Consider the following 21,866-nt stretch of genomic DNA (forward strand, 5'->3'; position numbering starts at 1 on the left):
AGGGCCAACCGGTAATAGTCTCACTTCTTCTTGAAGAAGAACTCCTCGGCCGTCCGGCGCATCAGCCAGTCCCGCTCGTCGGCCGTCAGGAAGTCGAGTTGCTTGAGGATGAAATTCACGCTGTCCTGATAGGTGTGCCCCGGTCCGACTTGGAACGGGCAGTCGGTCTCCCACATGCACCGTTTGACGCCGAACGCTTTGATCACGGCCTTCGACAGCGGAATCAGATCGGCATATGGCGGCTTCTTTGCCCCGAAGGCGTAGAACGCCCCGACCTTGACCATGACTTGCTTGTGCTTCGCCATGTCGCACAGGGCGGTGACGTCGGCATCGCGGATGGTCCCGTCGCCGCCGATGCGGCACAGGTGGTCGATGATCACCGGCGTGTCCGGGAACTTCGCGCACATGCGATCCAGTTCGGGGAGGTCCGCCGGATTGATGAGACAGCTCATTGCCTGGTTCGCCTTGGCCCCTTCGGCGAACATCTCCGAGTACCCGTCCGGTTCCAGCCATTTTTTGGCTTTGGTGAGCGTCGGCAGAATGCGGAACGCCCGGACTTTTTTGGGGGCCAATTCTCGCATCCGTTTGACTGGCTCGGCCTGCGGGTCGATGACGGCCGTGCCGACGAACACGCCGTCGTGAACCCGGATCATGTCGGTCATGTACGAGTTGTCGAACCCGTAAAAACTCATCTGGATGAGGTTGACGCGGGTGACCCCCGCCGGCTTGGAGTGCTTGAACAGTTCGTCCGGCGTGAACGACGGCGGCTTCATATCCTCCTTGGCAAAACCGGTGGCGAGTTTGTAGTGGATGGTGTCCGGCGTCCAAACATGGACGTGCGCGTCAATGTAGTTCATCGAAGGCTGGTCTCCCGTTCGCTCTGGCGGCGACAACCGATTAAGCTTACTCCCAAGATACACGCTCACGACGAGCCCGGAAACCACCGGTTGGCAAGCCATTTTGTGTGGGCGGTGATCTGTTCGCCCGGCTTCATGCTCGCTTTTCACCCAGGCAACCGGCCCTTGAGCGAGCGGAAAGAATGAAACGATTGGCGATCAGATATCGGGGTCGTCGCATCTTGGATCTGGAGGCGCTCAAACAAGAAGTGGCGGCGTGGGAACGAGATCGGAACAAGCTGGGATGGCGATCAACGTGGAGTTCATCACCGCCGATGCCTGTGTGAAACTCAAAAAATGATATCCAACCATTCATCCAAAGATTGCAAACGTCAGGATGGTTAGAAATCCAGCCGAGACCATCAGCGTCACTGCAAGTTCACGGTCTTGGTAAAGCTGTTGAGCGACTGCTTTGCAATGCAGGCAAGCCGACCCCAAGTGAGCATCCTGACGCCATCCACATTGGCCACATGTCATCATGGTCATGAAGCGATACCTGCCCTTTGATCGAGGGAGTTTTCCCGGGGATACATCTTGCGTTTATCGCTCAAAAACCGGATGTGGTTGGATTAAATCGGTGTCCAATATCCAGATTGATTAACGAGAATGATCGCATGCAACGCGGAGGGGGATTTTTCCGATCATGCTTTGTTTGAGGTTTGGCTCGGATTTGTAATTGCCATCGCCATGTTTCGCGGGGATGATTCACGAAACTAACCATTGAGGAAGGTGTCAATCATGATTGTTGCCTATTCCCAAAATCGTCGCTCAAAAGAAACGAACGCAAGCGTCGCCGAAATCATCAATGGCGTCTCGAAGGAAAAACTTCGGGCCTTTGTGGAGATGCTTTCCTTTCCGCGACACTATCTGGCTGAACACAAAGCCAATGTTCGGGCCAGAAATTTGCTGATCGAACATCTCCGGGAGTTTGGTTACACTCCGGTGTTGCAAGGAAATTATGACAACATTGTCGCCACGACTGACGGATCCAATAAGGGGCCGAGTCTGTTGCTCGGAGCGCATTACGACTCGGTGCCGGGCACGCCGGGAGCCGACGACAACGCCAGCGCCGTCGCCGTTTGTCTGGAATGTGCCCGCCTTGTCAAAGAGCACGATATCGGCTCGGTCATGATCGTTCTGTTCAACCGCGAGGAAGACGGTCTTCTCGGCAGTTCTGAATTTGTGGCCAGTCTTGATGGCTTTGCTGAGACGGTCGTCGATGAAGCCCACATCTTCGAGATGGTGGGGTATTGCGACCGGACCCCCGGCTCGCAGCGAATGCCACCGCGTTTGCCGGGCATCGTCGCGCCGAATACCGGCGATTTTCTGGCGTTGCTGGCCAACCGGCATTCCAACGGGATTGCCGAAAACGTGCTCTCGCTCGCGGCGAGCCATGTGCCGGAGTTTCCCGTCCTCGCGTTGAAGATGTATCTGGGAATCGAGAAATACTTCGGGCATTTCCATCGGAGCGACCATGCCCCGTTTTGGAAAGCCGGGATACCGTCTGTCATGTGGACGGACACGTCAGAGTTTCGCAATTCGCACTATCATCAGGCATCGGACACGCCCGACACGCTTGATTATGATTTTCTCTCCCAAGTGACCCGGCTGGCATTGGCCAGGGCGGTTTCGAGGGCACGGAAATAACCAAGTGTTCTGAACGCTTCATTCGCACGATTGACGTTGTTGCGAATTCGCCAATCACTTATCTTCTGCGTTCGGCGGGGCCGGTTGTTTAACCACGACTCCCCGAAAAGCGGAAACACGTTTTGGGAGGGAACCCAATGCGAACGATGAGTCTGAGCTTGGTGATGTTCGGCATGCTCGCCGTCATGGCGGGTGCCCAAGAACCGCCAAAAGTGGTTGTCACCCCGGCGGCGCCTGCCGAAGAATCGATCAACCGACTGGTTTGGGAACATGCCGAGGGATTGTGCCGTTATGTGGACAAGGGAGATGACGTTTGGTGGGAGGTTGACAATAACGGCGTGAGTCATTTTCAGTTCAAGGAAACCAAACGAAACGCCGACTTTGTGGAACTGATCGACAAGAATCGTGGCTACACATTGCGGCTTTACAAGAATGCCATGCACATGAAGGGCGGCATTGACGGTGTCCAGAAACTGGAAGACTTCACCAAGTATTACGACGGACGCTGGGTGAAGTGACCATCCGACAGGCTTCACGCGGCATCAACCATTTCCGCGGCCCGGTTGGCTGATCGGGTGGCCGCGTCCATTCCCCACGGCAGATTATCGGCATAGGCTCCCGCGAAGTGAATTCGGCCCACGGGTTCGTGAATATGCGGCCAAAACTTCGACAATTGGCCGAACGGGAACGGCAGACGCTCGCAGCCAAAAGCCCACGGGTCTTTCGACCAGTTTTGGACGATGCACTGTTCGATGGTGTCGGCTTTGCCGGGATAAAACTTTCGGAACGACGCCAACGCTCCGTCACTCGTCACGTCTGGCGTTCCGCTTCCCATCAGGACTCCGCGATTCGTCTTTACCTCATCGGCGGTTTCATAAACGAGGTACATGTTGGAATCGCCGGTTTCCAGATTGATGCTCGGGGCGTCGCCCTTCCAAAACTTGGTGCGGGATTGAATCACTACGCGGGATTGCGATGAGAATTGCACATTGTCGATGACGAACTTCTTCGCGGCCGGCCAATCCGGTTCGACGGGAATCTTGCGAAGGATCATCAGCGGGATGCACGACACCAGATACTCGGCATCAAGTTTCTTCTTCTCGCCAAATTCGGTGAAATGAACCGTGACCCCTGTGTCACCCCGTTCAATCTTGGAGATCGGGCAGGCGAGGCGAACACGGTCGCCCAGTTTGGCGGCGAAGGTATCCGGCAGCGTTTGATTGCCCCCCTTGAGCCGAAAGACTTCGCGTTTGAAGATCGGCAGATGGCGTTTGCGAACGATGGCCGCCTGCCAGATGCGGAACAGGGCCGAGACATCGCTGTTCTTGGCGGCCGTGCTGCCGTCGCCACGCCGCACGCCGTTGAAGCGAATCGCCGCGTCGGAGGCGCCGAGTTTCGCCAGCCAGTCGCCTGCCAGTGTTTTGTCCAGATCGTCCAACCCGATGCCGAACGGTTGATATTCGTCCTTGAATTTTTCGATCACCGGGTCGAAGTAGAGGCGAGGCAACTCCGTCCAGCCGTGCTTGACGATGAAGTCGATTTCCGGGTCGTTGAAGCCGAACGTCTTCAACACCGTCCGGTCTTGGAGTTGTTCCTCGGATCGCCATTTGCCGTCGATCTTGCGATACATGTTCACCCGGCGGGGATATGGCAACGCCTCTAGTTTGAACTTCTCGATGTACTTCCAGAACTGGTCGTATCCGGGCTTGGTAAAGTGTTCGGCGCCGACATCGGCATAGAGGCCGTCCGGCAGCGGATCATGGATTGTCCGCACATGCCCGCCCGGTCGTCCGGCTGCCTCCAGCACGGTCACGTCGTGGCCGCGTTCCATCAACTCGAACGCGCAGCACAACCCGCCGATGCCGCCACCGGCGACGATCACTCGTTTGCGTCGTTTGGCGGGATCGGTTTTTGATTCTTGGGCTTGGATGTGTTTTGGCGACGTGATCAAACTGGCGGTGATCGTTGCCCCGGCCAGTTTGATGGCCTCCCGGCGCGACAATCCGTTTGGCGATGATGGGTCGGCTTCACGCATTGGCTCACTCCCTCGGTTGGAACAGATCGGCCCGGAAAAACATCTTGCCGGGCTGGCTGTTCCCGGAGGGATGTCTTCGTCGGCCAGGGGAGTGGCGACGATGGCTGAAGCTACCACAGCGAAGGGAAGAAGACCACGATTTTACGGGCAAAGTGAGTGAACACGCAAACCGGGCCGCTCTCATTTGGCGGAGGCGCCGTTCACTCCCATTTGAATGTCGAAATGCTGAGATCCTCCGGTGTAATCGAACTCCAGCTCGTTCGGGCCGGCATATTTTGGCGGGACGACCGACGCGGAGTTCGCGGCCGGCTTGACGCCGGGTTGGGAGCCGAAGATGGTGAATTTCAATTTGCCCTTGGGCGGGTCGGGGATGGTGAATTCACCCGTGTCCGTGGAGGTGGTCCCGGCCACACCGCCCGAGCCGATGGCGGTGATCATCACCTGCCGGGCGGGTTGGCCCCCGACAGTGATTTTGCCTGTCAACAAGCCTTTCGTCTGGCTGTCGGTGGAAGAATTTCCGCACCCGGTCAGCCAGCCGAGCAAACCGATCATGGCAATCCGAAGACAACAACTTTTCATGGGTTGATCCCGAATAAACAGCAGGGCGACACTGGCCGATGAATGAACAGCGAGACGGAAAACAATCACCAATTGGGTCCGTTGACCTGGCCGTCATCCGGCCGTGTCGCGTACCAGAAGGTTTGAGCCGAAATGTTCGGTCCGACATTCCGCACGCTGCCATCCATCAATCCGCAGACGATGACGTTCGTGTGGGACGAACTTGGCGCCCAGCGAACCAAGCCGGTGGATTTCAATTGGGGTTGAACGAATGACCACGAGCAAGCCCCGCCCGGATAAGCCGCTTGATAAAAGCCAAAGCCGGGACTGCTCCAGCCGGCGCCGTCGCCACCCATTTGAGGGGGACAATCGCGGGCGACATTCGCTCCCTCGGCGCCAATGATTCGTTCCGTGAATCCGATGGTGTTCGACGAGCCATCCGTGATCGTGGCAATGCCCGACACCTTTGGCTTCGTCATGTCCCAACTGCCCCAAGGAAGATAGGAGTCGGCATTGGGGGAGCTGAAAATCACCGCGTTGGCGTTGTAGGACGTGCTGGCCCAAGTCCCGGAGACGCCATTCACGCTGACTGTCAGCAAGGAACTTGAGGATTTCGGATCGGTGGGACACAACAAACCCGGCAACACGATCGCGCCTTGCGTGGTGTTGATTCCCCCGGCCGACTGATTTTGACGGTACAAATTATCCTGTTCGAGATACGGCATCAGCACGACAAAAATGCTGCCAGGCGTCCCGGTCCCGAGTGTCTGGCTCATGGGAGGCAACGCGGACATCGCGCTCTCGTAGTTGTGAACGCCAAGGGCGATTTGCTTGACGTTGTTGGCGCATTTCATCCGGTTGGCGGCCTCGCGGATTTTTTGCACGGCGGGCAATAGCAAGCCAATCAAAATGGCAATGATGGCGATCACCACCAGCAATTCAATCAAGGTAAATCCACGGCGAAATGTCATCGGACGAGCTGACGCGCGCATGAAGGCCCCCAAAGATGAAGATGGTTCAAAAATATCGGGGAGAGGATGAGACGTGCTTCTTCGCAGAAGCGGCCTCAAAATAAACTTCGAGATGAAAGTCCGAAATTGGACACGTTGGATGAAATTATTTTCACATTATCGGGAACTATCACGATGGGGCAGATATTGGATTGTTGAGGCTTGGTTCAGGGGGTGGTCAAATGCATCTTGCGAAAGTCATTTGCGGAGAGGCCGTTGATTTGTTCGAGCTTGGTCAGTTGTTTCAACAATTCATCATCGCCACGTTCCGGGCGTCGAGTGAATAGCAATGATCGGATGGTTGAGTTGAGGACGGGCTTGAGGCTGGAAATAGGGCAGCCATCGCACCGAAGCAAGCGCAATTGGGGCATGGACCGGACAGGGGCAAGATCCTCGACGCGGCAATTGTTGACCGCCAGGGTGCCGATCGGCATTCCTTGCAACGGTGAGATATCTTTGACGGCCGTGTCCCCCGCCTGAAACAATGTGAGCGACATTCCCCTGGCGGGAGACACATCGGCCAGATCGGGATTTTGCCAGATGTTGAGCGTGGTGAGTTTCATGCTTCGGATGGGAGTCAAATCCGCCAACTTCCCTTTGCCGGGTTCGCTGCCGACGACTTGCAGGCTTTTCAACTCGGTGAACACCCGGATCGGGCGAATATCGCTGACTTCATCTGTGAGGATGGAGAAGTCGGTCACGGTTCCATTTTGATAACTGATCCGGTTCACTTGGCCGTCGAAGTCAGGATTAAGTTCCTGAAGTTTGGCGATCACGACCGCTGGCTGTTTTTCCAGCGGGAGTTTTGAAACCGCCCGAACCCAGGCATCATCCGGCGGGCCATCCGGAATGAGGGCTTCGGCCGCCGTGATATTCGATTTGGCTGGTTCCGGAGACCGGGGAAGATTCCGCACCATAAGGATGACGGCCGCGAGTGAAAGCAACCCCATGAGGACGGAAGCCGGCAATCGGCGTTGTTTGCGAACCGGCGCCGGGCGTCTGGTCTCGGCATGAATCGGGATTGTTTCGTCCATGCCGGTGTTGGTTAGCGGGATCAAAGCCTGTTGGACTTCCCTTGCGGTTTCCGGCCGGTCGGCTGGGTTGGGCGAGATGAGCCGGTGAATCAGATCGGCCAGAACGGGCGGAACATTGCGGGCGAGGTCGGTGACTCGCGGGGGAGTTGCATAAGCCGGGATGTCGGTCTGCTTTTCGCGGGGATACGGTCGGCGTCCGGTGGTCAGTTCATAAAGCACGACGCCCAGACTGAAGAGATCGGCCCGGTGGTTGACTTCCTTTCCGGCCGCCTGTTCGGGGGGCATGTAGGCCGGAGTGCCGAGAATCGTCCGGTTGTCGTCGATGCTCTCTTCGCCTGTTGGCTGGGCCAATCCGAAATCGAGAACCTTGATCCGGGCCACCGTCGGCAACGGCGGCCGATCAGCCTTGGGCATGTCAGTCCACCAAGACGGCGCCTCCAGCCACAGATTGCCCGGCTTGATGTCCCGGTGAACCACGCCGCAGGCATGGGCGGCCGCCAGACCTCCGGCCGCCTGTCGGCCGATGCCGGGAATCCATCCGGCCGGCAGCGGGCCTTCCCGGCGAATCCAGTCCGCGAGACTTTCCCCCTCCAAGAGTTCCATCGCCAGAAAGGGAATTGTTTCCCCTCCGGGACCGGTGGTTTCGCCCACTTGGAAAACCGTCACCACGTTGTCATGCTTCAGCGAAGCCATCGCGCGGGCTTCCCGCAGAAAACCCTCTCGGGCTCGCGTTTTTCGAGCCAGCCGGGGCCGCAACACTTTGACGGCGACCTGACGACGCAGCACTTCGTCTTCCGCGAGATAGACCAATCCCATCCCGCCCGCCCCCAGCAGACGGACGACACGGTAAACCCCCATCTGTTGAAGATCAGCGGGTTCATAGGAAGATCGGGTCGCCGTTTCCGGATCGGCCAGGCCATCGGCGCTGAAACTCAAATCGAATCCGGCGGGCGTGAACTGCGAGGCCATGTCCTCCAACCGGGCCAACATGCCGCCAAGAGCGGGATCGGGTTTCTCCGATGGTTCAGAAACCGCCCGGCTTTGTAACGCATTGATCAAATTCGGGTCGGTCGGCCGGCTTTCCAACTTCTGTTGACAGGTTTTGCAATGGGCGAGATGTTCCTCCAAGGCTGCCAGACGGGACTCGTCCTCGGAGCCGTCGAAAGCGGCCTCGTATTCATCAATCGTCGGACAGGAATTCGCTTGGTTCATTGGTTATTTGTCCAACAGATCGGCCAATTCCTCGTGCAAATAAGCAGTCACCCGGACCTTTGCCTTATACACGGCAAACACCGTCAGCCCCAGATCGGCGGCGACGTCACTGGCAGAGCGGTTTTCCACCACATGCTGCCAAAACGCCTTCCAAGTGGATTCGTGAAATTTACCCCGGAGAGTGGGGATCAACTGCCGGATAATGTAGTTCCGGAATTCGGCTTCCTCAGCCTCGGGATTGTCCGGGGCGGGCAACCCGTCCGGATTCTGTCCCGGTTCCAGCGGCAGGACCGCCCGGCGATGCTTTTCGACCCATCGGCGCCGGGTCACCGTCCAGAGCCAACCGCGAAACCGCTTGTGGGCGTCGTAATCGAATTCCGGAATTTGCTGCACGACGACGGCAAACACATCCTGCACCAGATCGACCGCATCGTCGTGCTGAAGGCCCATTTGCCGGACCCAGCCATAGAGCATGGGTGAATAGACCCGGACAAACTGGCTCCAAGCGGTGGCGTCACCCAAATCCCGCACCCGCGCCAACAAACTCGCGGATGTGGTATCCATTGGCTGCCCCCCGTTGGAGAACCCATCCCTTGCCATTCCTTGATCGTAGGTCAAAAGGCCAGATCGGCCAAAGGCGGGGTGATGATCGAACAATGAGTATGTTATCGGAAAACGGAGAGATTTACGACCGGCTGAAGCCCGTTTAATGATCTTGCAAAACAGGCAATCCCGCAAGTTCCCGGCCATACGAAATGCAGGCTTCCGAGACGACGGCCAATGCCTTTTCGGTCGTCATGCGTTGGTTGTAGCCGCCCCAATGTCCTCGATCCGTGATCGACTTGGGGAATCGTTCCAACAGTGTTTTTCCCAAGTCCCAATGCGCGATGCGGCCTTGCGGATGACCGAAGACCGCTCCGATGATAACGATTCGCGTGATCGGATATCGGCCGAAGAGCATCGCCGCGTGGCTGAGAAACGGATCGCATTCGAGGTGGATTTCGGAGACGAAGCCGCGACGATAACCGTAGCTCTCAAACCCGATCAAGATCGGCGGCACCTCATCGGCGACAGCCATCAGACAATGCTCGCAGTAGTCCGGCTCATCCCCTCTTCCGCAAGGCAGGCTGTCGGTCCAGGCGCCAAGACATCGCCGCACATCGGCCGGGTTTTTCAATTGCTCCCTGATGAACTCGGCCCGGTCATCATCCCCGGCCTCCTGAATCCAGTCCGCCAAGATTCCCCGAGGGGCGTCATCTTGGGGAAACATGCGCACGGTTTCCAACAGAGCAAGGTATTCGGGGTGTTGGCGGTAATCGATCATCGACAAGGACAAAGTGTTGTCACGCCAAGATTTGCTTCACAACCTTGCCGGAAACATCCGTGAGGCGTTCGTCGCGGCCGTGAAACTTGAATGTCAGCCTTTCATGATCGAAACCGAGCAGGTGCAGGATAGTGGCGTGGAAGTCGTGGACATGAACCCGGCCGTCAACGCCGTGCAAGCCGAACTCATCCGTCGTGCCGTGGACCACGCCGCCTTTGACGCCGCCGCCGGCCATCAGCATTGAGAAACCATAGGGGTTGTGGTCGCGGCCGTCTTTGCCTTCGGTCATGGGAGTGCGGCCGAATTCGCCGCCCCAGATCACCAGCGTGTCGTCTAGCATGCCGCGAGATTTCAAATCGTTGATGAGGGCGGCCGATGGCTGGTCGGCCCGCAGGCACATCTTGGTGTGGTTGCCTTCCAAGTCGCCGTGGGCGTCCCAAGCGCTGCCCGCCCCGCAGTAGACTTGCACGAAGCGGACACCGCGTTCCACCAGTCGGCGGGCCAGCAGACAACGATGGCCGAACTCGGCGGTTTCCTTGCGGTTGAGGCCGTAGGCTTCCTTCACCCGATTGGACTCTCGCGACAAATCGACGGCCTCCGGGGCGGTCGCCTGCATCTTGAACGCCAGTTCATATGCAGATTGCCGGGCCGAGAGTTGCGTGTCTTCGGATCGTTCCCGCCGGTGGATGTCGTTGAGTTGCCGGATCAGGCCGAGTTTGTCTGTCTGTCGTTCGGCTGATTGGGGGGAGTTCAAGTTCAGGATCGGGTTGGCTCCCGGCCGGAACTGGGTTCCCTGATAGGTGGCGGGCATGTAGCCCGTGCCCCAGTTGCGGCCGCCGCCGAGCGGGTCGCCGCCGTCGGTCATCACCACGAAGCCGGGCAGGTTTTGGTTCGGGGTGCCGAGGCCGTACAAGGCCCATGCCCCGAGGCTCGGCTTCCCGGCGAGGATGCTGCCGGTGTTCATCTGGCAAACGGAGCCGACGTGATTGAGGCCGTCTGCCTGACAGGCCCGCAAGAGGGCGAAGTCGTCCGCGCATTTGCTCATGTGCGGCAGCCAGTCGGAGAAGTCGAGGCCGGACTGGCCGCACTTGGCGAACTTGCGTTTGCTGGCCAACAGGTTGTTACCGCCGGTGCCCATTGCCGTCAGCACTTTGCCAAACTTCTGGGGCAACGGCTGGCCGTTCATCCGCGTCAGTTCCGGCTTCGGGTCGAAGAGATCGACATGGCTCGGGCCGCCTTCCATGAACAAGAAGATGACCGATTTGGCCTTCGGCTCAAAGTGGGGCTGTTTCGGCAAAAACGGGGAGACTGCCTCGGCCGCCTTTGACTCGGAATGCAGCATGGTGCCGAGGGCCAGCGCCCCGAACCCGTGGGCGGCCGTCGAGAGGAAGCGGCGACGATCGGCGGTGGTCATGAATCAATCCACATACAAGAATTCGTTCAGGTTCAGCAAAGCGTGGCAAAAGTCCGCAAGGCGGTCGTCCGTCGATTCCTTGAGGAAACTCTCGGCGATGCCACGTTCCTCGCCGGTCGGCAAGCGGCCCAAGGCGAGACGATAGGCCCCGTCGATTTGCTTCGCGGGGTTATCGCCGGTTTCTTTTCGCACCTTGGCGGCAAAGGACTTCGCCTTGGCGATGAGAACCGAATCATTAAGCAGCATCAGGGCTTGCGGGGCTGTTGTGGTCGTATAACGGCGGGAGCAGGTTTCGTTGCGGTCGGGGGCGTCGAACACCGCGAACAGCGGATACCGCAGGTTCCGCTTCACACACACATACACGCTTCGACGGTTCCGCTCGGTGGCATCCGCATTCACCGGCCAGGCGGCCGCCGTGGCTTTCAAGTCGGCGGGCACTTCGGGGAAGACGCCCGGCCCCCCGGCCTTGGGGTTCAATTCCCCGGCGATTTGCAGCACGGCATCCCGCACGCTTTCACCATCAAGGCGCTTGCGGTTCATCTTCCAAAGCAGTTGGTTCTCCGGATCAACTCCGGCGGCTTCGGCCCGGTGCATCGATGATTGTTGATACGTCGCCGAGGTCACAATCAACCGGTGAATGTGTTTGATATCCCAACCGCTGCGGATGAATTCTCCGGCGAGCCAGTCGAGCAATTCCGGGTGCGTCGGCTTGTCGCCCTGTGTGCCGAAATCTTCCGACGTGCCGACGATTCCCCGGCCGAAGTAGTGCTGCCAGACGCGGTTGACGTACACGCGAGCGGTCAGCGGATTCTTCGGATCAGTGAGCCATTTCGCCAAAACGCTTCGTCGGCCGCTCGTGGCTTGGCCGGGGCTGGCGGGAATCTCGGCCGTGCGGTCGTCGAACGCAGAGAGAAAACCCGGTTTGATTTCCTCGGCTTTTTTGGCCCAGTTGCCCCGTTTTAACAAGTGTGTGGGAGGGACATTCGCCCCGACATCGGTGAAGGCCATCGCCACCGTCTCGGTGGATGGGCGCGGGCCATACGCGGCCAGTTGCTTTTTGAGGGCGGCCTGCTTTTCCTTCTCCGGTGTTTTCATCCCGGAGAACATGCCGTTCTCGTCCGGCGCATATACCTGCTTGGCCACCATCGCGGCGATTTGCGTTTCCAACGGGCTTCGCTGGTCGGCGGGCATGTCCATCAGCTTGGAATATTCCTCGGGGAAGCGACTCTTGCGCTTTTGTGAAAAGCGTTCCCGAAACGGCTTTTCGATTTCGAGGAGTTGCTTGCGAATATCGGCCGTCTTCTCATCCCATTCGCGGGCGGCCTTCGACAGTTCTTCCCGGCTGGTCTTGTCAGTCAGCGGGGCGTTGAGTTCCTTCCAGCCCGCGAAGAAGGCTTGGATGCGGTAATAGTCTTTTTGAGTGACGGGGTCGAACTTGTGATCGTGGCACTTGGCGCAACCGAGCGTCAGGCCCAGCATGGTCTGGCTCATCGTGTCCGTGATGTCGTTCAGAATCTCCTGTCGGCGATTCTCCAGATTCACCGCGTTGTATTCGTCCGGGTAATGCCGCAGGAAGCCGGTGGCCGTCAGGGCGTCCGTGTCGTCGGGGAAGAGTTCGTCCCCGGCGATTTGCTCGTGGACGAAACGATCATACGGTTTGTTGGCGTTGAGACTTTTGATGACGTAATCGCGGTAACGCCAGGCGTTGGGCCGTTTGTCATCGGCTTTGAAGCCATCCGTCTCCGCATAGCGAACAAGGTCAAGCCACCATTGAGCCTGACGTTCGCCGAAGGCCGGGGAGGCCAGCAAACTGTCAATGGTTTTCTCAAGCCCGTCGCGGTCGAGTTTTGCCCGCAACTCGGCGGTCGGCGGCAAGCCGGTGAGGTCAAAGGAAAGACGCCGAAGCAACGTGGCCGGATCAGTCGGTTTCGAGGGGTCGATCTTTGCGGCAATCAACCTGGCCCGGACGAACGCATCAACGGGATGCTTGGTGTCTTTCACCGCCGGTGGCGTCGCCGTCGAAATGGGGTGAAACGCCCAATCGTCCGGCAAACCGGCTTGGAGGGTGCCGCAGAAGATAAGGAGAATGGCAAGGTTTGGACGGTTCATCGGTCAGGTTTCCGATCCGTCAACACGGGGGGATTTCTCTTCCTCACATCATAAGTTTGAGAGCGGAAAGGCACAACTGAAATCGGGACGGGCTGATGGAAATCGCCGGGGCGGCGGTCGGCCGACGGTTGTCCGAGGGAGAGGTGTTCGGGGAGGCCGTCGAATGGGACTGGCCATCAAACACAGGGGGCCGGACGGTGGGTTATGTGAGCATCGACGCGACGGGGGGATACAGGGTCCGAAGGGGGTCGGAGGCCGAGGGCCGGATGATCGACGTCGGACTTGTCTTCGCCCCGGCGGTCGGCGGCCGGGACGGATGTGGGTTCTGGCCGCCGGGAGCCCGGCATGGCCTGGAGGAACAGATGCGGCGGCATGCGGCCCAGGCCGGCCTGGAGTCGGCCGAGACGTGGGTGGGCCTGACGGACGGCGGCAGACTGGACGAGTTCCTGCGGGTTTACTTCCCGCAGGCCGAGGTGATCCTGGGCTTTTACCACGCCGCCGAACACCTGAACGACCTGGCGAAGGCTCTGCATCCGGGGAATGACGGACTGGCCGGGGAGGTGGCCGGGCACTGGTGTCACCAGTTGAAGCACGAGGGCGGGGCGGCTGTGCTGACGGTCCTGGAAGCCGTGAGCCTGAGGGGCCGGAAAGAGGCGACGCGGGAATGCCACCGCCAAGTGACCAGTTATGTGCGAAACAACCTGTTTCGCACGGACTACCCGCGATACCGGGCCAACGGCTGGCTGATCGGCAGCGGACACATCGAGAGCGCCTGCAAGGGGGTGATCGGCCTGCGAATGAAAGGCGGCGGCATGCGTTGGGGCGAGACGGGCGCCGATGCCGTCGGCCATCTGCGGGCCTTGTTCAAAAGCAAGAAAGGACAGTGGGATGCCTGTTGGGCCACGGCCATGTGACCGCCCGGGCCAAAAACTGCAACTTATAGCAGAGTTCACACAGTCGTAGCGGCGGCATAGCCGCAGTGTCGGAAGAAATAACTCTCTCTCTGATCAGACGTTGCGATTCCCATACATCTTCAGACGACTGCCGTTCAAACGCACGCCTCGAGGCATCTCGGGGCAACGAATCAGGGAAACAACCGATTGACGCTTGGCCAACGAGAACTATCATTTGGTTCACGGAGAGGTGGCAGAGTGGTCGATTGTGCAGCACTGGAAATGCTGTGTGGGAGAAATCTCACCGGGGGTTCGAATCCCCCCCTCTCCGTTTAAAACACTACAAATTAAGAGTTTACGACACGAGCCGCGAAAGCGGTTTTTTTCATTTCTGTAAACCATCTTCCCCATTTCCTCCCCTCTGGTTTACAAAAAGTTTACAAAACGGTTTACAAGTCTTAACCGTCGCGCTACCATACTGGTGCAGCATTCGGGTTTACAAAAGTTTACAATCCGATCCCAGCCGGGTGGCCGCAAAAAAATCTTGCCGCCCGATCTTCCTCGCATCCGGGAATTATCCATGCCCAAGAAATCGCACATGACATGGGTTCCGGCGGGCAAGCGCTGGATGAAAAAAAGCCAGGGCAAGATGTACTCCGTCTCCTGCCGCCAGCTCAACTGCCCCGAGACACGCGAGGGCAGTATTGACGCTGCCAACGCGTGGTGGGAGGCAAAGAAAACAGAAATCGCCACCATGCCGCCCACTGAGGAGGAAGTCCGGGCCAACGCCTTCAAGGTTTGGATGATGGTGCAGGACTGGCATCAATTGGACGAGGCCAGCCGCGAGAAGCTGGTCGATTCCATGATCGGGGTCGGCAAGTATCAAAAGATCAAAGGCCAGGCCGATTCCCTTGTTGCCGAAAAGCCAGCCCCGGCTGACCGTTCGATTGGAGTCCAAATCGAGAATTGGGAAGAGTTCCTCCGCAAGATTTGCAAGTCCGGCCAGATGAGCGAAGGCCGCTTTGACAGTTATTGCCGGGCTGTCGGCATCTTCCGCAACTGGATCGGGGAGACGAACCCAGTGGATGTGATCGACGAGGCGAAGCTCGAAGCCTACTTTTGCCATCTGACGGTCCTGGTGGATGGGAAGCTATATTCGACCGCCTACGCCCACACAATCCTGATGACCGCGAAGCAATTCATCAGCCGTCTGGCCGAACTCAAGCTCATCCCGCTGCCCGGCAACATCCGTTCCCGCCGGATGCGGTTCAACCACTCAGCCCCGAAGACGATTGAGACGTTCAGCCCGGCCGAGGTGAGGGACATCCTGGCCGCGTGCGACGACCGTTCGGAGCGTCTGAAGCTCTACGTCCTGCTCATGCTCAACTGCGGAATGTACCAGAACGACATCGCGGAACTACGCAAGGACGAGGTGAACTGGACAAAAGGAACGCTGACGCGGGCCAGGAGCAAAACCCGCGAGCGGAACGGGCCGGTTGTCACCTACGCGCTCTGGCCGGAGACGTTCGCCCTTCTGAAGAAGCACAAGGCCGTGGCAGGCGACATCGCACTGACCACCGAGAACGGAAACCCGCTGGTGAAATTCTCTCTCGGCGAGGACGGGGCAATGCAGCGGTACGACTGTATTCACGCGGCTTGGAGGGGGATGGCGGGGAGCAAGGACAAGAAGAGTGTGAGGTTGCCGATGAAGCATCTGCGGAAGACCTCGGCGACCCTCCTTGGAAGTCACCCGCAGTTTAAGTTTTTCGCGCTGCACTTCCTTGCCGACTCACCGCGGGGCGTCGCCGACCGGCACTACGTCAAGCCTTCGGACGAGGAGTTCGCCCTTGCCCTCGGTTGGCTTCGTGGGCAGATTCTTGGGACGAAAGACGGCAAGCCGGCCGCGTAAAGCTTCCTCAACCAGCAACCATAGGACGAGACGCGAAATGTCCTCCGGCGACAAACCCATGAGAGGTTCGATTTCTTCCGCGGCCGGTTCATTCCTTGGCTCGCCTTTCGGCAGTTCGCTTTCGTAACTCATGGTTGTCCCTCAACGAACGCATCCGTGCGGATTCTTCTCCTTATTGCTTCAATGACAATTCCGGGTGCAAAATCAGATCGAACGGTGTTGTAAAAATGAGTTCCTTGTGTGGATTGCTGGGGGCGTTGCGAAGCAAAGTAGTCAATGCAGGCCCGTCTCCCTTCGCAGCAACCAAATCAGCAACTGACAAGTGCCCCGAATCCAAGGCGCTGGCCACCGCCTCGACATGCCCCGGCGATTCGATCCCGTATTCGGTGCGTGCCGCGCTCATCAGGGTGAACTGACGGAACGCCTCCGTGAGGTGACATCTTCTTGCGTCGGACACTTTGAGCGGTTCGTAAGACACGGCTGCCTCCGAAAAGGTTTTTTGAAAAATGACAATGCGGGATCATGTCAACTTGACGAAGATCACCTTGTCCGGATTGGCGGCTTCCAGTTTTTTTAACTGTGGCGCAAGATGTTGGATCATCCGGCGGCCTTGTTCGCCCAAGTGAGCCATGCCTTCGAGCAGCACCTCGGCCGGCAGTTTGTCGGGGTGTTCGTCGGCAAATGTGGCGGCAAGCGAGGAATCAACCGCCGTCCATGTGTAGGGCAGGTCCTCCTGCCGCTTCTGGTTTTCAATCGCCGACTTGGCGGCGTCGATCATCATCTTCACCACGGGGGCCGCTTTGTGAGCGTTTTCAATCATCCCCAAGATAATGGCCATCGTCTTTGCAAAATTCATCTCATGATCTCCATGCCCTTGTGAGGCGGGTTAAGATTTGGCGAAACCTCCCCGCTTTCGGAGAGGCACTACTGTCACGAGTCGGAATAGAACCCGACGTAAATTACTCGGCCAGGGCATTGGGCCTCAAGGTCGTCGAAAAGAACGCATATCTTGGCCTCCGCGATGACCTTGCCTTTGACCATCTCCAGCAATTGCCCCCGTGTCTGCATACCGTCGTTGATCGCCTCGAATCGGACGACGTCTTTCGGGAGAATGGCGACATGGCGAATGTTCATCCGGTCAAAGACTCCCTCGTAAGTTCGCGGCGGCCATGGCTCGGCCGGGATGGGGGCGTTGTCGTATTTGATGCCGAGCATCCAGGGCCAAAAATGGTTGAGCAAGATCGCTCGCATTGCAAATCTCCGGTTAGTGTCAGTGAAGGAAAGGGTTCGGGAACAACATCACGTCAGGCGAACGAAGATAATGTGATTCGGATGCGCCTCGTCGATTCGTTGCAAATCCCCGGCGAGCGAGTTCCAAACCAGGCGGCCCCGGTCGCCATGCGAGATCAGTGCCTCGCGGAAAATTTTGAGAGTCGTCATGTCGGGCGTCTCGCGGGCGAAGCGGTCGGCCTCATGGACCAAAATCGGTATCCATTGGTAGTGGATTTGCTCCGGCGAACGGGAGGGGCGGCTCTTGAGCCATTGGGCCAGAGTGCGGCCGCCGACAATCAATGCGGGGATGAACATGTGAAAAGCCATCGTCAGGATTCCTGCCCCATTGGGGCGTATGGTTGGTCTGTTTGCCACAGCCGCGGCCTTGTGCCACGGTCCCACAGTTCTCATTCCTTGCCAGGGTGCAACCGATGCTGTTCGCGTTCGGTGCGTTCGTCATGCTCGCCAAGGGCGGCGATGAGGAGGTCGTAGAAGACTTTTCGTGCTTCCACGACCTCCTCTCCCCTCAGGCAGGGAGCCACCACTTCTGCGAGTTGCATTGACAGCCTGAAGGCCGTGTCGTGCCGTGTGTGCCGGGACATCTCAGTTCACCGTTTTCCACGGCTGTTGCTCCGGTTGATGACTGCCAGCAGCGTGGCGAATGCGGCCATGCCAAGCAGGATCGCGCGGCAGAATGATTCTCCGTTCATGACTTCTCTGTCTTCTTGAACATGGCCGAGACACCGATGACCAGCGCGACAACATCGTCGATCCAGCCAATGACTGGAATCACATCCGGGATGAAATCGATTGGGCTGATGATGTAAATCGCAGACAAAAGGGGGATTAATTTCTTCATGACAGGCTCCACTTGATAAAAGGTCGATTTCTTTGGCCAAGGTCGGGCAATTCGTCACTGCCAATCAGGGTTTTTCGGTCCCCAAATCCCCCGAAGTATTCCAAGGGATCGTTTCTCACTGTCTGGCGCCCGCTTCTTGCGAGCGAGTGACACCGCCCGACGGATGAGGTTGGCGACAAACAAAAAGAGGACCAAGGCGGCGGCGTTATCCATTTCGTCTCCCGCGGTTAGGTGTTGGTTCTTCGGTCACGTAGAGAATCACATGCTTGTTTGAAACGGCTTCCTGGCTGGCGTGATCCCGCCGAAACGCGGCGATTGACGCCTTGGAGTCACCCTGCCGTCGCATTTGTGCCGCAACCTCCCAGCCGGTCATCGTGTCCGGTCCGTTCATGACAAACTGCAAGAACTCCTTGTAGGGAATCGAAATTCGCCGGAACGACAGATGCTTCCCCATGCCGACCCAGTAAGCCAACTTCTGCAACAGTCGCATTTGCTTCTCCTTGAAAATCAGGTGACGGGCGAAACGATGCGTTGTGGCGATGCCATGCAAGCAGTCCCGCAAAGTGGCGGTCGGTCAAACCTTTTTGGTTTCAGACAGATACAAGAGTGTTTCGCCGGGTAGCAGGGCCGCAACGAGGATGGCGTGGCGTTGCTGAAACTCGGCGATGTCGGGTGGCAGCGTGTCGCATCTGCGCATCCATCGCAGCACGGCGAATTCCTCCATCGCAAACGGATGCTTGGAGTAAAAATTGTCGAGGTCGGCGATGCGAACCGTGTGGGGGTGGTAGAGATTTTCCTCCCAGCCGTAACGCGCCCCGTTGATCTGGCGGCGGATTCTTCTCCAAAGATTCATGTGAACCCCAATGATGTTTGAAACGTGTAGGGAAATACTCAGGGCCGAAACGGTCGGAGCCATCGCCGCAGGAGCGCGGAGCGGCAATTGGCCAGGGCGAGGAATCGCGTGAGCATGGCTTCACTCCATGTCGATTTCAGGGGCTTCCTTGGACGGGGCGGTTTTGCCGGCAGACTTTCGCCATCCGATGAATGAGGCCCCGACCCCGTTTGCCTGTTGCATGTCGGCCCCTCGAAGGTCGGCCCCGTCGAGCGTCGCGCCATGGAGGTTTGCGTTCACAAAGCTCGCCCGCTGGCAGTTGGCCTCCGTCAATTTGGCCCCCCGAAGGTCGGCCCCACGCATGTCCGCGTCTACGAGGTTGGCCCTCGACAAGTCGGCGGCGCGAAGATCCGCGTAGCGAAGGTCCGCCCCGGCCAGGTCCATGCCGCGAAGGTCGGCGGCCCGGAGATCGGCGCGGTTGCCCGTCGCACTGGACTTGACCCAGTCGCGGTGGTCTTGAAGCGTCCTCGTCAACTGCTTGTCGGTCATGATTACTCCATGTCCGGTTCGGGCTGTTCGGGGGCGTCTTTCGCCACCCGTCGCTCGTTCGTCACCTCGCCCGAGGTGACGGTGGTTCCCAGCGTCGGGTTGTCTCCGGGCTGGATCTGCTGGACTCCGGGGACGAAGGCCTGTTGCAATTCCTGCCACCCGTTCCCCAGCCACCCCTTCACGTCCGTGCCGACCAGCTTCTGCCGGGCGGCCATCGACTTCAGCATTGCCCCAAAAGCCCCCATCGTTTCTCCTCATTGGTTCCGGCGATAAAGGTCGTGCAAATGACGCTGTTCGATCACGGCGTCGTTCATAGCCTCGGCCATCCGCTTGTCGCGCTCCTCGATGTAGCCCGTGATTCCAAGCAGCGCGAATGCGCCGACCAGCATGTACAGGCCAAGCGGCGGGCATAGCAAGAACACCGGAATCGACCCGAAGAACATCAGCACCGGCTCGACGCAGGACTTAATCCACCAGCCGCCTTTCCTCCGAAGCAACCACGGCCAGATGACGCCTATCCACGAATCGCCCATATAGCCAGAGTGGCAGGCATAGCCCCGTTTCCTGGCTCTCGCCCCGGCGATAGCGTGGACGAAGGCCATAACCATAAACGCGATCCAGAACACGCACATGGCGTGCATCTGACGGTCGTTAACAGCAACGCAGGCAGCAAAGACGGCCACCCAAAACACACTGAAGAAGGAGGCCCAAGAAAAGTAGGCCCGGCCCGCCGTGCCTGGCTTCCGGAGAATCAGTTCCAGCGGGGCCGCGTGGGTGCGAAACCACAGAAAAAGCATCACCAAGAGCGGCGGGAGTTTGTCCTGCCGCTCCGTCGAGCTGGGGTTCATAAGTCTCCTTGCCGAAGTGTGGCGAGTTTGAACGGCAGCCCGCCGAACATCCTCGCACTTTGAATGACGAAGAAATCCACGAGCTTCCCGTTCCGAACGCCTCCGGTGCGCAACTGTGTGGCGAAGACATGCGGAGGGACAATGGGTGACCACTGTTCCGAAAAGCTTCCCGTCACTGTTGAAGCCAGCACGCTGAACAACGAGGGTGGCTCGTCGGTACGCTGAGTTGATCCGCCGAGAAATAGTTCTCTTCGCTGGCCGATCTTGTCCGAGAAATAGGTGTTCGTTTGATGCGATCCGTTTGAACACAAAAGTGTCGTGTTGAAATTGCCCAGCCAGCTTGCGACGGCCTGCTCCCCCTCCTCCCCGAAGGATTGCTGGAGGAGCGGAATATTTTGAGCGAAAACGCACGAAAACGCCCTTGCCGAACGAGACACTGATGCAAATAAGGCATCGTTCCTGGCGTCCGCAAACCAATTGGCCTCGTCCACAAACAGGCACCAGCCGCGGGGGCTTTTCGTCACATCTCTGCGGAGCGCGGCTCTGGTGAACGTCGATTTGATCGCTTGCTGGAGGTACTGCCCCGGCTCCCTCCAGAGCAGCACCGGGAAGTCCACGCAGACCACCAGTCCCTCGGTCATCGCCTCGTCCGGCGTCAGGTTCGACTCCCCCGATGCGCACACGTCGGCCACCGGCCCGGTCATGAACTGCGACAAAATATTCACGGCCATCGTGTGGCCTATGCTGCGCGTCTTTTCCGACAAATTGCTCCATTCCTCGCAGAATCCGACCGACAACTCGAACACCCGACGTTTGCCCGGCGGCAGATCCCTCACCGTCCCCGCCAGATAACATTGCCCGGCAAAGGAGTCCCTGATCCACTCCGGGTTTTGAAGTTGATCGGGTGACTGGGGAAGGTCGGCCACAAAGCGGTAAACGTCCGTGATCGAACACTTCCCCGTCCCCAGCCAGACGGCGGCAATTGACATGCGCAAGAGCCGTTTGCAGAGAAGTTGCCAGAAGGGTTCTTCGTTCTTGCCCTGACTGCGGCTGGCAAGCTCCACCAGAGTGTCGAGCATTGCCGCGGCGGATTCCACGCTTGCATGGGGCTGGGAAAGCTCGTAGTCCAGCAAATCCAGTTTCCAAGGCTCCCCCTCTCCGATTCGGCGAAAGTCGGACCCACGTCCCGCGATCTCGCATATCCGTTTCACCCGCTGGCATTCGTCCGGCTTTACGGTCAGGACCAGCACGGAACACCCGGCCCGGATGATGTTCAGCAACAAATGGAACGCCGGACCCGATGTTTTGCCGCTGCCGGTCGCGCCAAAGCAGACCAGCGATTCCAGCATCTGGCCCAGCGTGATGAACTCCCGGTCCCCCAAATCCAGGATGGGGAAGTGCGGGTCGAACAAAGGTGGCGGAGGCCGTGGCCTGCCCCGAAATCGTCTCCACAAGTCGTGTTCCT

General features: G+C 58.5%; 25 protein-coding genes and 1 tRNA gene. 5 read left to right on the plus strand and 21 right to left on the minus strand.

From position 1 onward, the window contains the following. Nucleotides 1–20: 20 nt before the first annotated feature. Nucleotides 21–857 (minus strand): amidohydrolase family protein, encoded by an 837-nt coding sequence (locus BGIM_RS0135555; RefSeq protein ID WP_020474420.1) that lies wholly within the window; start codon nt 855–857, stop codon nt 21–23. A gap of 777 nt (nt 858–1,634) precedes the next feature. Between BGIM_RS0135555 and BGIM_RS0135570 the strand changes: the two genes are divergently transcribed. Both BGIM_RS0135570 and BGIM_RS0135575 read left to right on the plus strand, forming a co-directional pair. After that, nucleotides 1,635–2,543 carry a M28 family peptidase gene (locus BGIM_RS0135570; RefSeq protein ID WP_020474422.1) on the plus strand — a complete coding sequence of 303 codons (909 nt, stop codon included), beginning with the start codon at nt 1,635–1,637 and terminating at the stop codon, nt 2,541–2,543. 137 nt (nt 2,544–2,680) lie between these two features. After that, nucleotides 2,681–3,061 (plus strand): hypothetical protein, encoded by a 381-nt coding sequence (locus BGIM_RS0135575; protein WP_020474423.1) that lies wholly within the window; start codon nt 2,681–2,683, stop codon nt 3,059–3,061. A gap of 14 nt (nt 3,062–3,075) precedes the next feature. Here BGIM_RS0135575 and BGIM_RS0135580 read toward each other — a convergent pair whose 3' ends face one another. The 8 genes from BGIM_RS0135580 to BGIM_RS0135615 all read right to left on the minus strand — a co-directional run bounded on the left by BGIM_RS0135580 (nt 3,076) and on the right by BGIM_RS0135615 (nt 13,239). Continuing rightward, on the minus strand, nt 3,076–4,578 hold the full coding sequence (locus tag BGIM_RS0135580) for a flavin monoamine oxidase family protein (RefSeq protein ID WP_020474424.1): 1,503 nt from the start codon (nt 4,576–4,578) through the stop codon (nt 3,076–3,078). Between the two features lie 180 nt (nt 4,579–4,758). After that, on the minus strand, nt 4,759–5,157 hold the full coding sequence (locus BGIM_RS0135585) for a carboxypeptidase-like regulatory domain-containing protein (RefSeq protein ID WP_157369664.1): 399 nt from the start codon (nt 5,155–5,157) through the stop codon (nt 4,759–4,761). A 65-nt stretch (nt 5,158–5,222) separates the two neighbouring features. Continuing rightward, a complete protein-coding gene (locus tag BGIM_RS0135590) occupies nt 5,223–6,128 on the minus strand; it encodes a DUF1559 family PulG-like putative transporter (RefSeq protein ID WP_084760295.1) in 906 nt (301 codons plus the stop codon). A 185-nt stretch (nt 6,129–6,313) separates the two neighbouring features. Then, nucleotides 6,314–8,392: a protein kinase domain-containing protein gene (locus BGIM_RS58835; protein ID WP_020474427.1), complete on the minus strand. Its 2,079-nt coding sequence runs from the start codon at nt 8,390–8,392 to the stop codon at nt 6,314–6,316. A 3-nt stretch (nt 8,393–8,395) separates the two neighbouring features. Next, a complete protein-coding gene (locus tag BGIM_RS0135600) occupies nt 8,396–8,956 on the minus strand; it encodes an RNA polymerase sigma factor (protein ID WP_020474428.1) in 561 nt (186 codons plus the stop codon). 142 nt (nt 8,957–9,098) lie between these two features. Next, nucleotides 9,099–9,716 (minus strand): TIGR02996 domain-containing protein, encoded by a 618-nt coding sequence (locus BGIM_RS0135605; RefSeq protein WP_020474429.1) that lies wholly within the window; start codon nt 9,714–9,716, stop codon nt 9,099–9,101. 19 nt (nt 9,717–9,735) lie between these two features. Continuing rightward, nucleotides 9,736–11,130, minus strand: a complete 1,395-nt coding sequence (locus BGIM_RS0135610) for a DUF1501 domain-containing protein (protein WP_020474430.1) — start codon at nt 11,128–11,130, stop codon at nt 9,736–9,738. Between the two features lie 3 nt (nt 11,131–11,133). Further along, nucleotides 11,134–13,239, minus strand: a complete 2,106-nt coding sequence (locus BGIM_RS0135615; RefSeq protein ID WP_020474431.1) for a DUF1549 and DUF1553 domain-containing protein — start codon at nt 13,237–13,239, stop codon at nt 11,134–11,136. Nucleotides 13,240–13,334: 95 nt separating this feature from the next. On the opposite strand from BGIM_RS0135615, the gene BGIM_RS54070 reads away from it, so the two are divergent. The 3 genes from BGIM_RS54070 (at nt 13,335) to BGIM_RS0135630 (ending at nt 16,041) form a co-directional block, all read left to right on the plus strand. Continuing rightward, on the plus strand, nt 13,335–14,153 hold the full coding sequence (locus BGIM_RS54070; protein ID WP_020474432.1) for a hypothetical protein: 819 nt from the start codon (nt 13,335–13,337) through the stop codon (nt 14,151–14,153). Between the two features lie 223 nt (nt 14,154–14,376). Next, nucleotides 14,377–14,463, plus strand: a tRNA-Ser gene (locus BGIM_RS0135625). Nucleotides 14,464–14,712: 249 nt separating this feature from the next. Then, nucleotides 14,713–16,041 (plus strand): tyrosine-type recombinase/integrase, encoded by a 1,329-nt coding sequence (locus tag BGIM_RS0135630; protein ID WP_020474433.1) that lies wholly within the window; start codon nt 14,713–14,715, stop codon nt 16,039–16,041. 172 nt (nt 16,042–16,213) lie between these two features. Here the strand turns inward: BGIM_RS0135630 and BGIM_RS0135635 are convergent, their stop codons facing one another. From BGIM_RS0135635 to BGIM_RS0135695, 12 genes are all read right to left on the minus strand, one after another. Beyond that, entirely contained in the window at nt 16,214–16,519 is a 306-nt protein-coding gene (locus tag BGIM_RS0135635; protein ID WP_020474434.1) for a hypothetical protein, read from the minus strand. 42 nt (nt 16,520–16,561) lie between these two features. Beyond that, the gene (locus BGIM_RS0135640; protein ID WP_020474435.1) at nt 16,562–16,897 is read right to left on the minus strand and encodes a hypothetical protein; all 336 of its coding nucleotides are present in this window, start codon (nt 16,895–16,897) and stop codon (nt 16,562–16,564) included. Between the two features lie 74 nt (nt 16,898–16,971). Further along, nucleotides 16,972–17,292 carry a hypothetical protein gene (locus BGIM_RS0135645; protein WP_020474436.1) on the minus strand — a complete coding sequence of 107 codons (321 nt, stop codon included), beginning with the start codon at nt 17,290–17,292 and terminating at the stop codon, nt 16,972–16,974. A 48-nt stretch (nt 17,293–17,340) separates the two neighbouring features. Further along, on the minus strand, nt 17,341–17,640 hold the full coding sequence (locus BGIM_RS0135650; RefSeq protein ID WP_020474437.1) for a hypothetical protein: 300 nt from the start codon (nt 17,638–17,640) through the stop codon (nt 17,341–17,343). A gap of 80 nt (nt 17,641–17,720) precedes the next feature. Beyond that, the gene (locus BGIM_RS63800; protein WP_020474438.1) at nt 17,721–17,915 is read right to left on the minus strand and encodes a hypothetical protein; all 195 of its coding nucleotides are present in this window, start codon (nt 17,913–17,915) and stop codon (nt 17,721–17,723) included. 104 nt (nt 17,916–18,019) lie between these two features. Then, complete coding sequence (locus BGIM_RS60670) at nt 18,020–18,172, minus strand: YkvA family protein (protein WP_020474440.1); 153 nt, start codon at nt 18,170–18,172, stop codon at nt 18,020–18,022. Between the two features lie 205 nt (nt 18,173–18,377). Beyond that, entirely contained in the window at nt 18,378–18,662 is a 285-nt protein-coding gene (locus tag BGIM_RS0135670) for a hypothetical protein (protein WP_157369666.1), read from the minus strand. 84 nt (nt 18,663–18,746) lie between these two features. After that, a complete protein-coding gene (locus BGIM_RS0135675; RefSeq protein ID WP_020474442.1) occupies nt 18,747–19,025 on the minus strand; it encodes a hypothetical protein in 279 nt (92 codons plus the stop codon). 120 nt (nt 19,026–19,145) lie between these two features. Beyond that, a complete protein-coding gene (locus BGIM_RS54075; RefSeq protein WP_020474443.1) occupies nt 19,146–19,553 on the minus strand; it encodes a pentapeptide repeat-containing protein in 408 nt (135 codons plus the stop codon). A gap of 2 nt (nt 19,554–19,555) precedes the next feature. Further along, a complete protein-coding gene (locus tag BGIM_RS0135685) occupies nt 19,556–19,798 on the minus strand; it encodes a hypothetical protein (RefSeq protein WP_020474444.1) in 243 nt (80 codons plus the stop codon). 9 nt (nt 19,799–19,807) lie between these two features. Further along, complete coding sequence (locus tag BGIM_RS0135690; RefSeq protein ID WP_020474445.1) at nt 19,808–20,401, minus strand: hypothetical protein; 594 nt, start codon at nt 20,399–20,401, stop codon at nt 19,808–19,810. Further along, nucleotides 20,398–21,855, minus strand: a complete 1,458-nt coding sequence (locus BGIM_RS0135695) for a type IV secretory system conjugative DNA transfer family protein (RefSeq protein ID WP_157369667.1) — start codon at nt 21,853–21,855, stop codon at nt 20,398–20,400. Before BGIM_RS0135695 ends, BGIM_RS0135690 begins: the two co-directional genes overlap by 4 nt. Nucleotides 21,856–21,866: the final 11 nt, after the last annotated feature.

The organism is Zavarzinella formosa DSM 19928, assembly GCF_000255705.1.
GTDB classification, from domain to species: Bacteria; Planctomycetota; Planctomycetia; order Gemmatales; family Gemmataceae; genus Zavarzinella; species Zavarzinella formosa.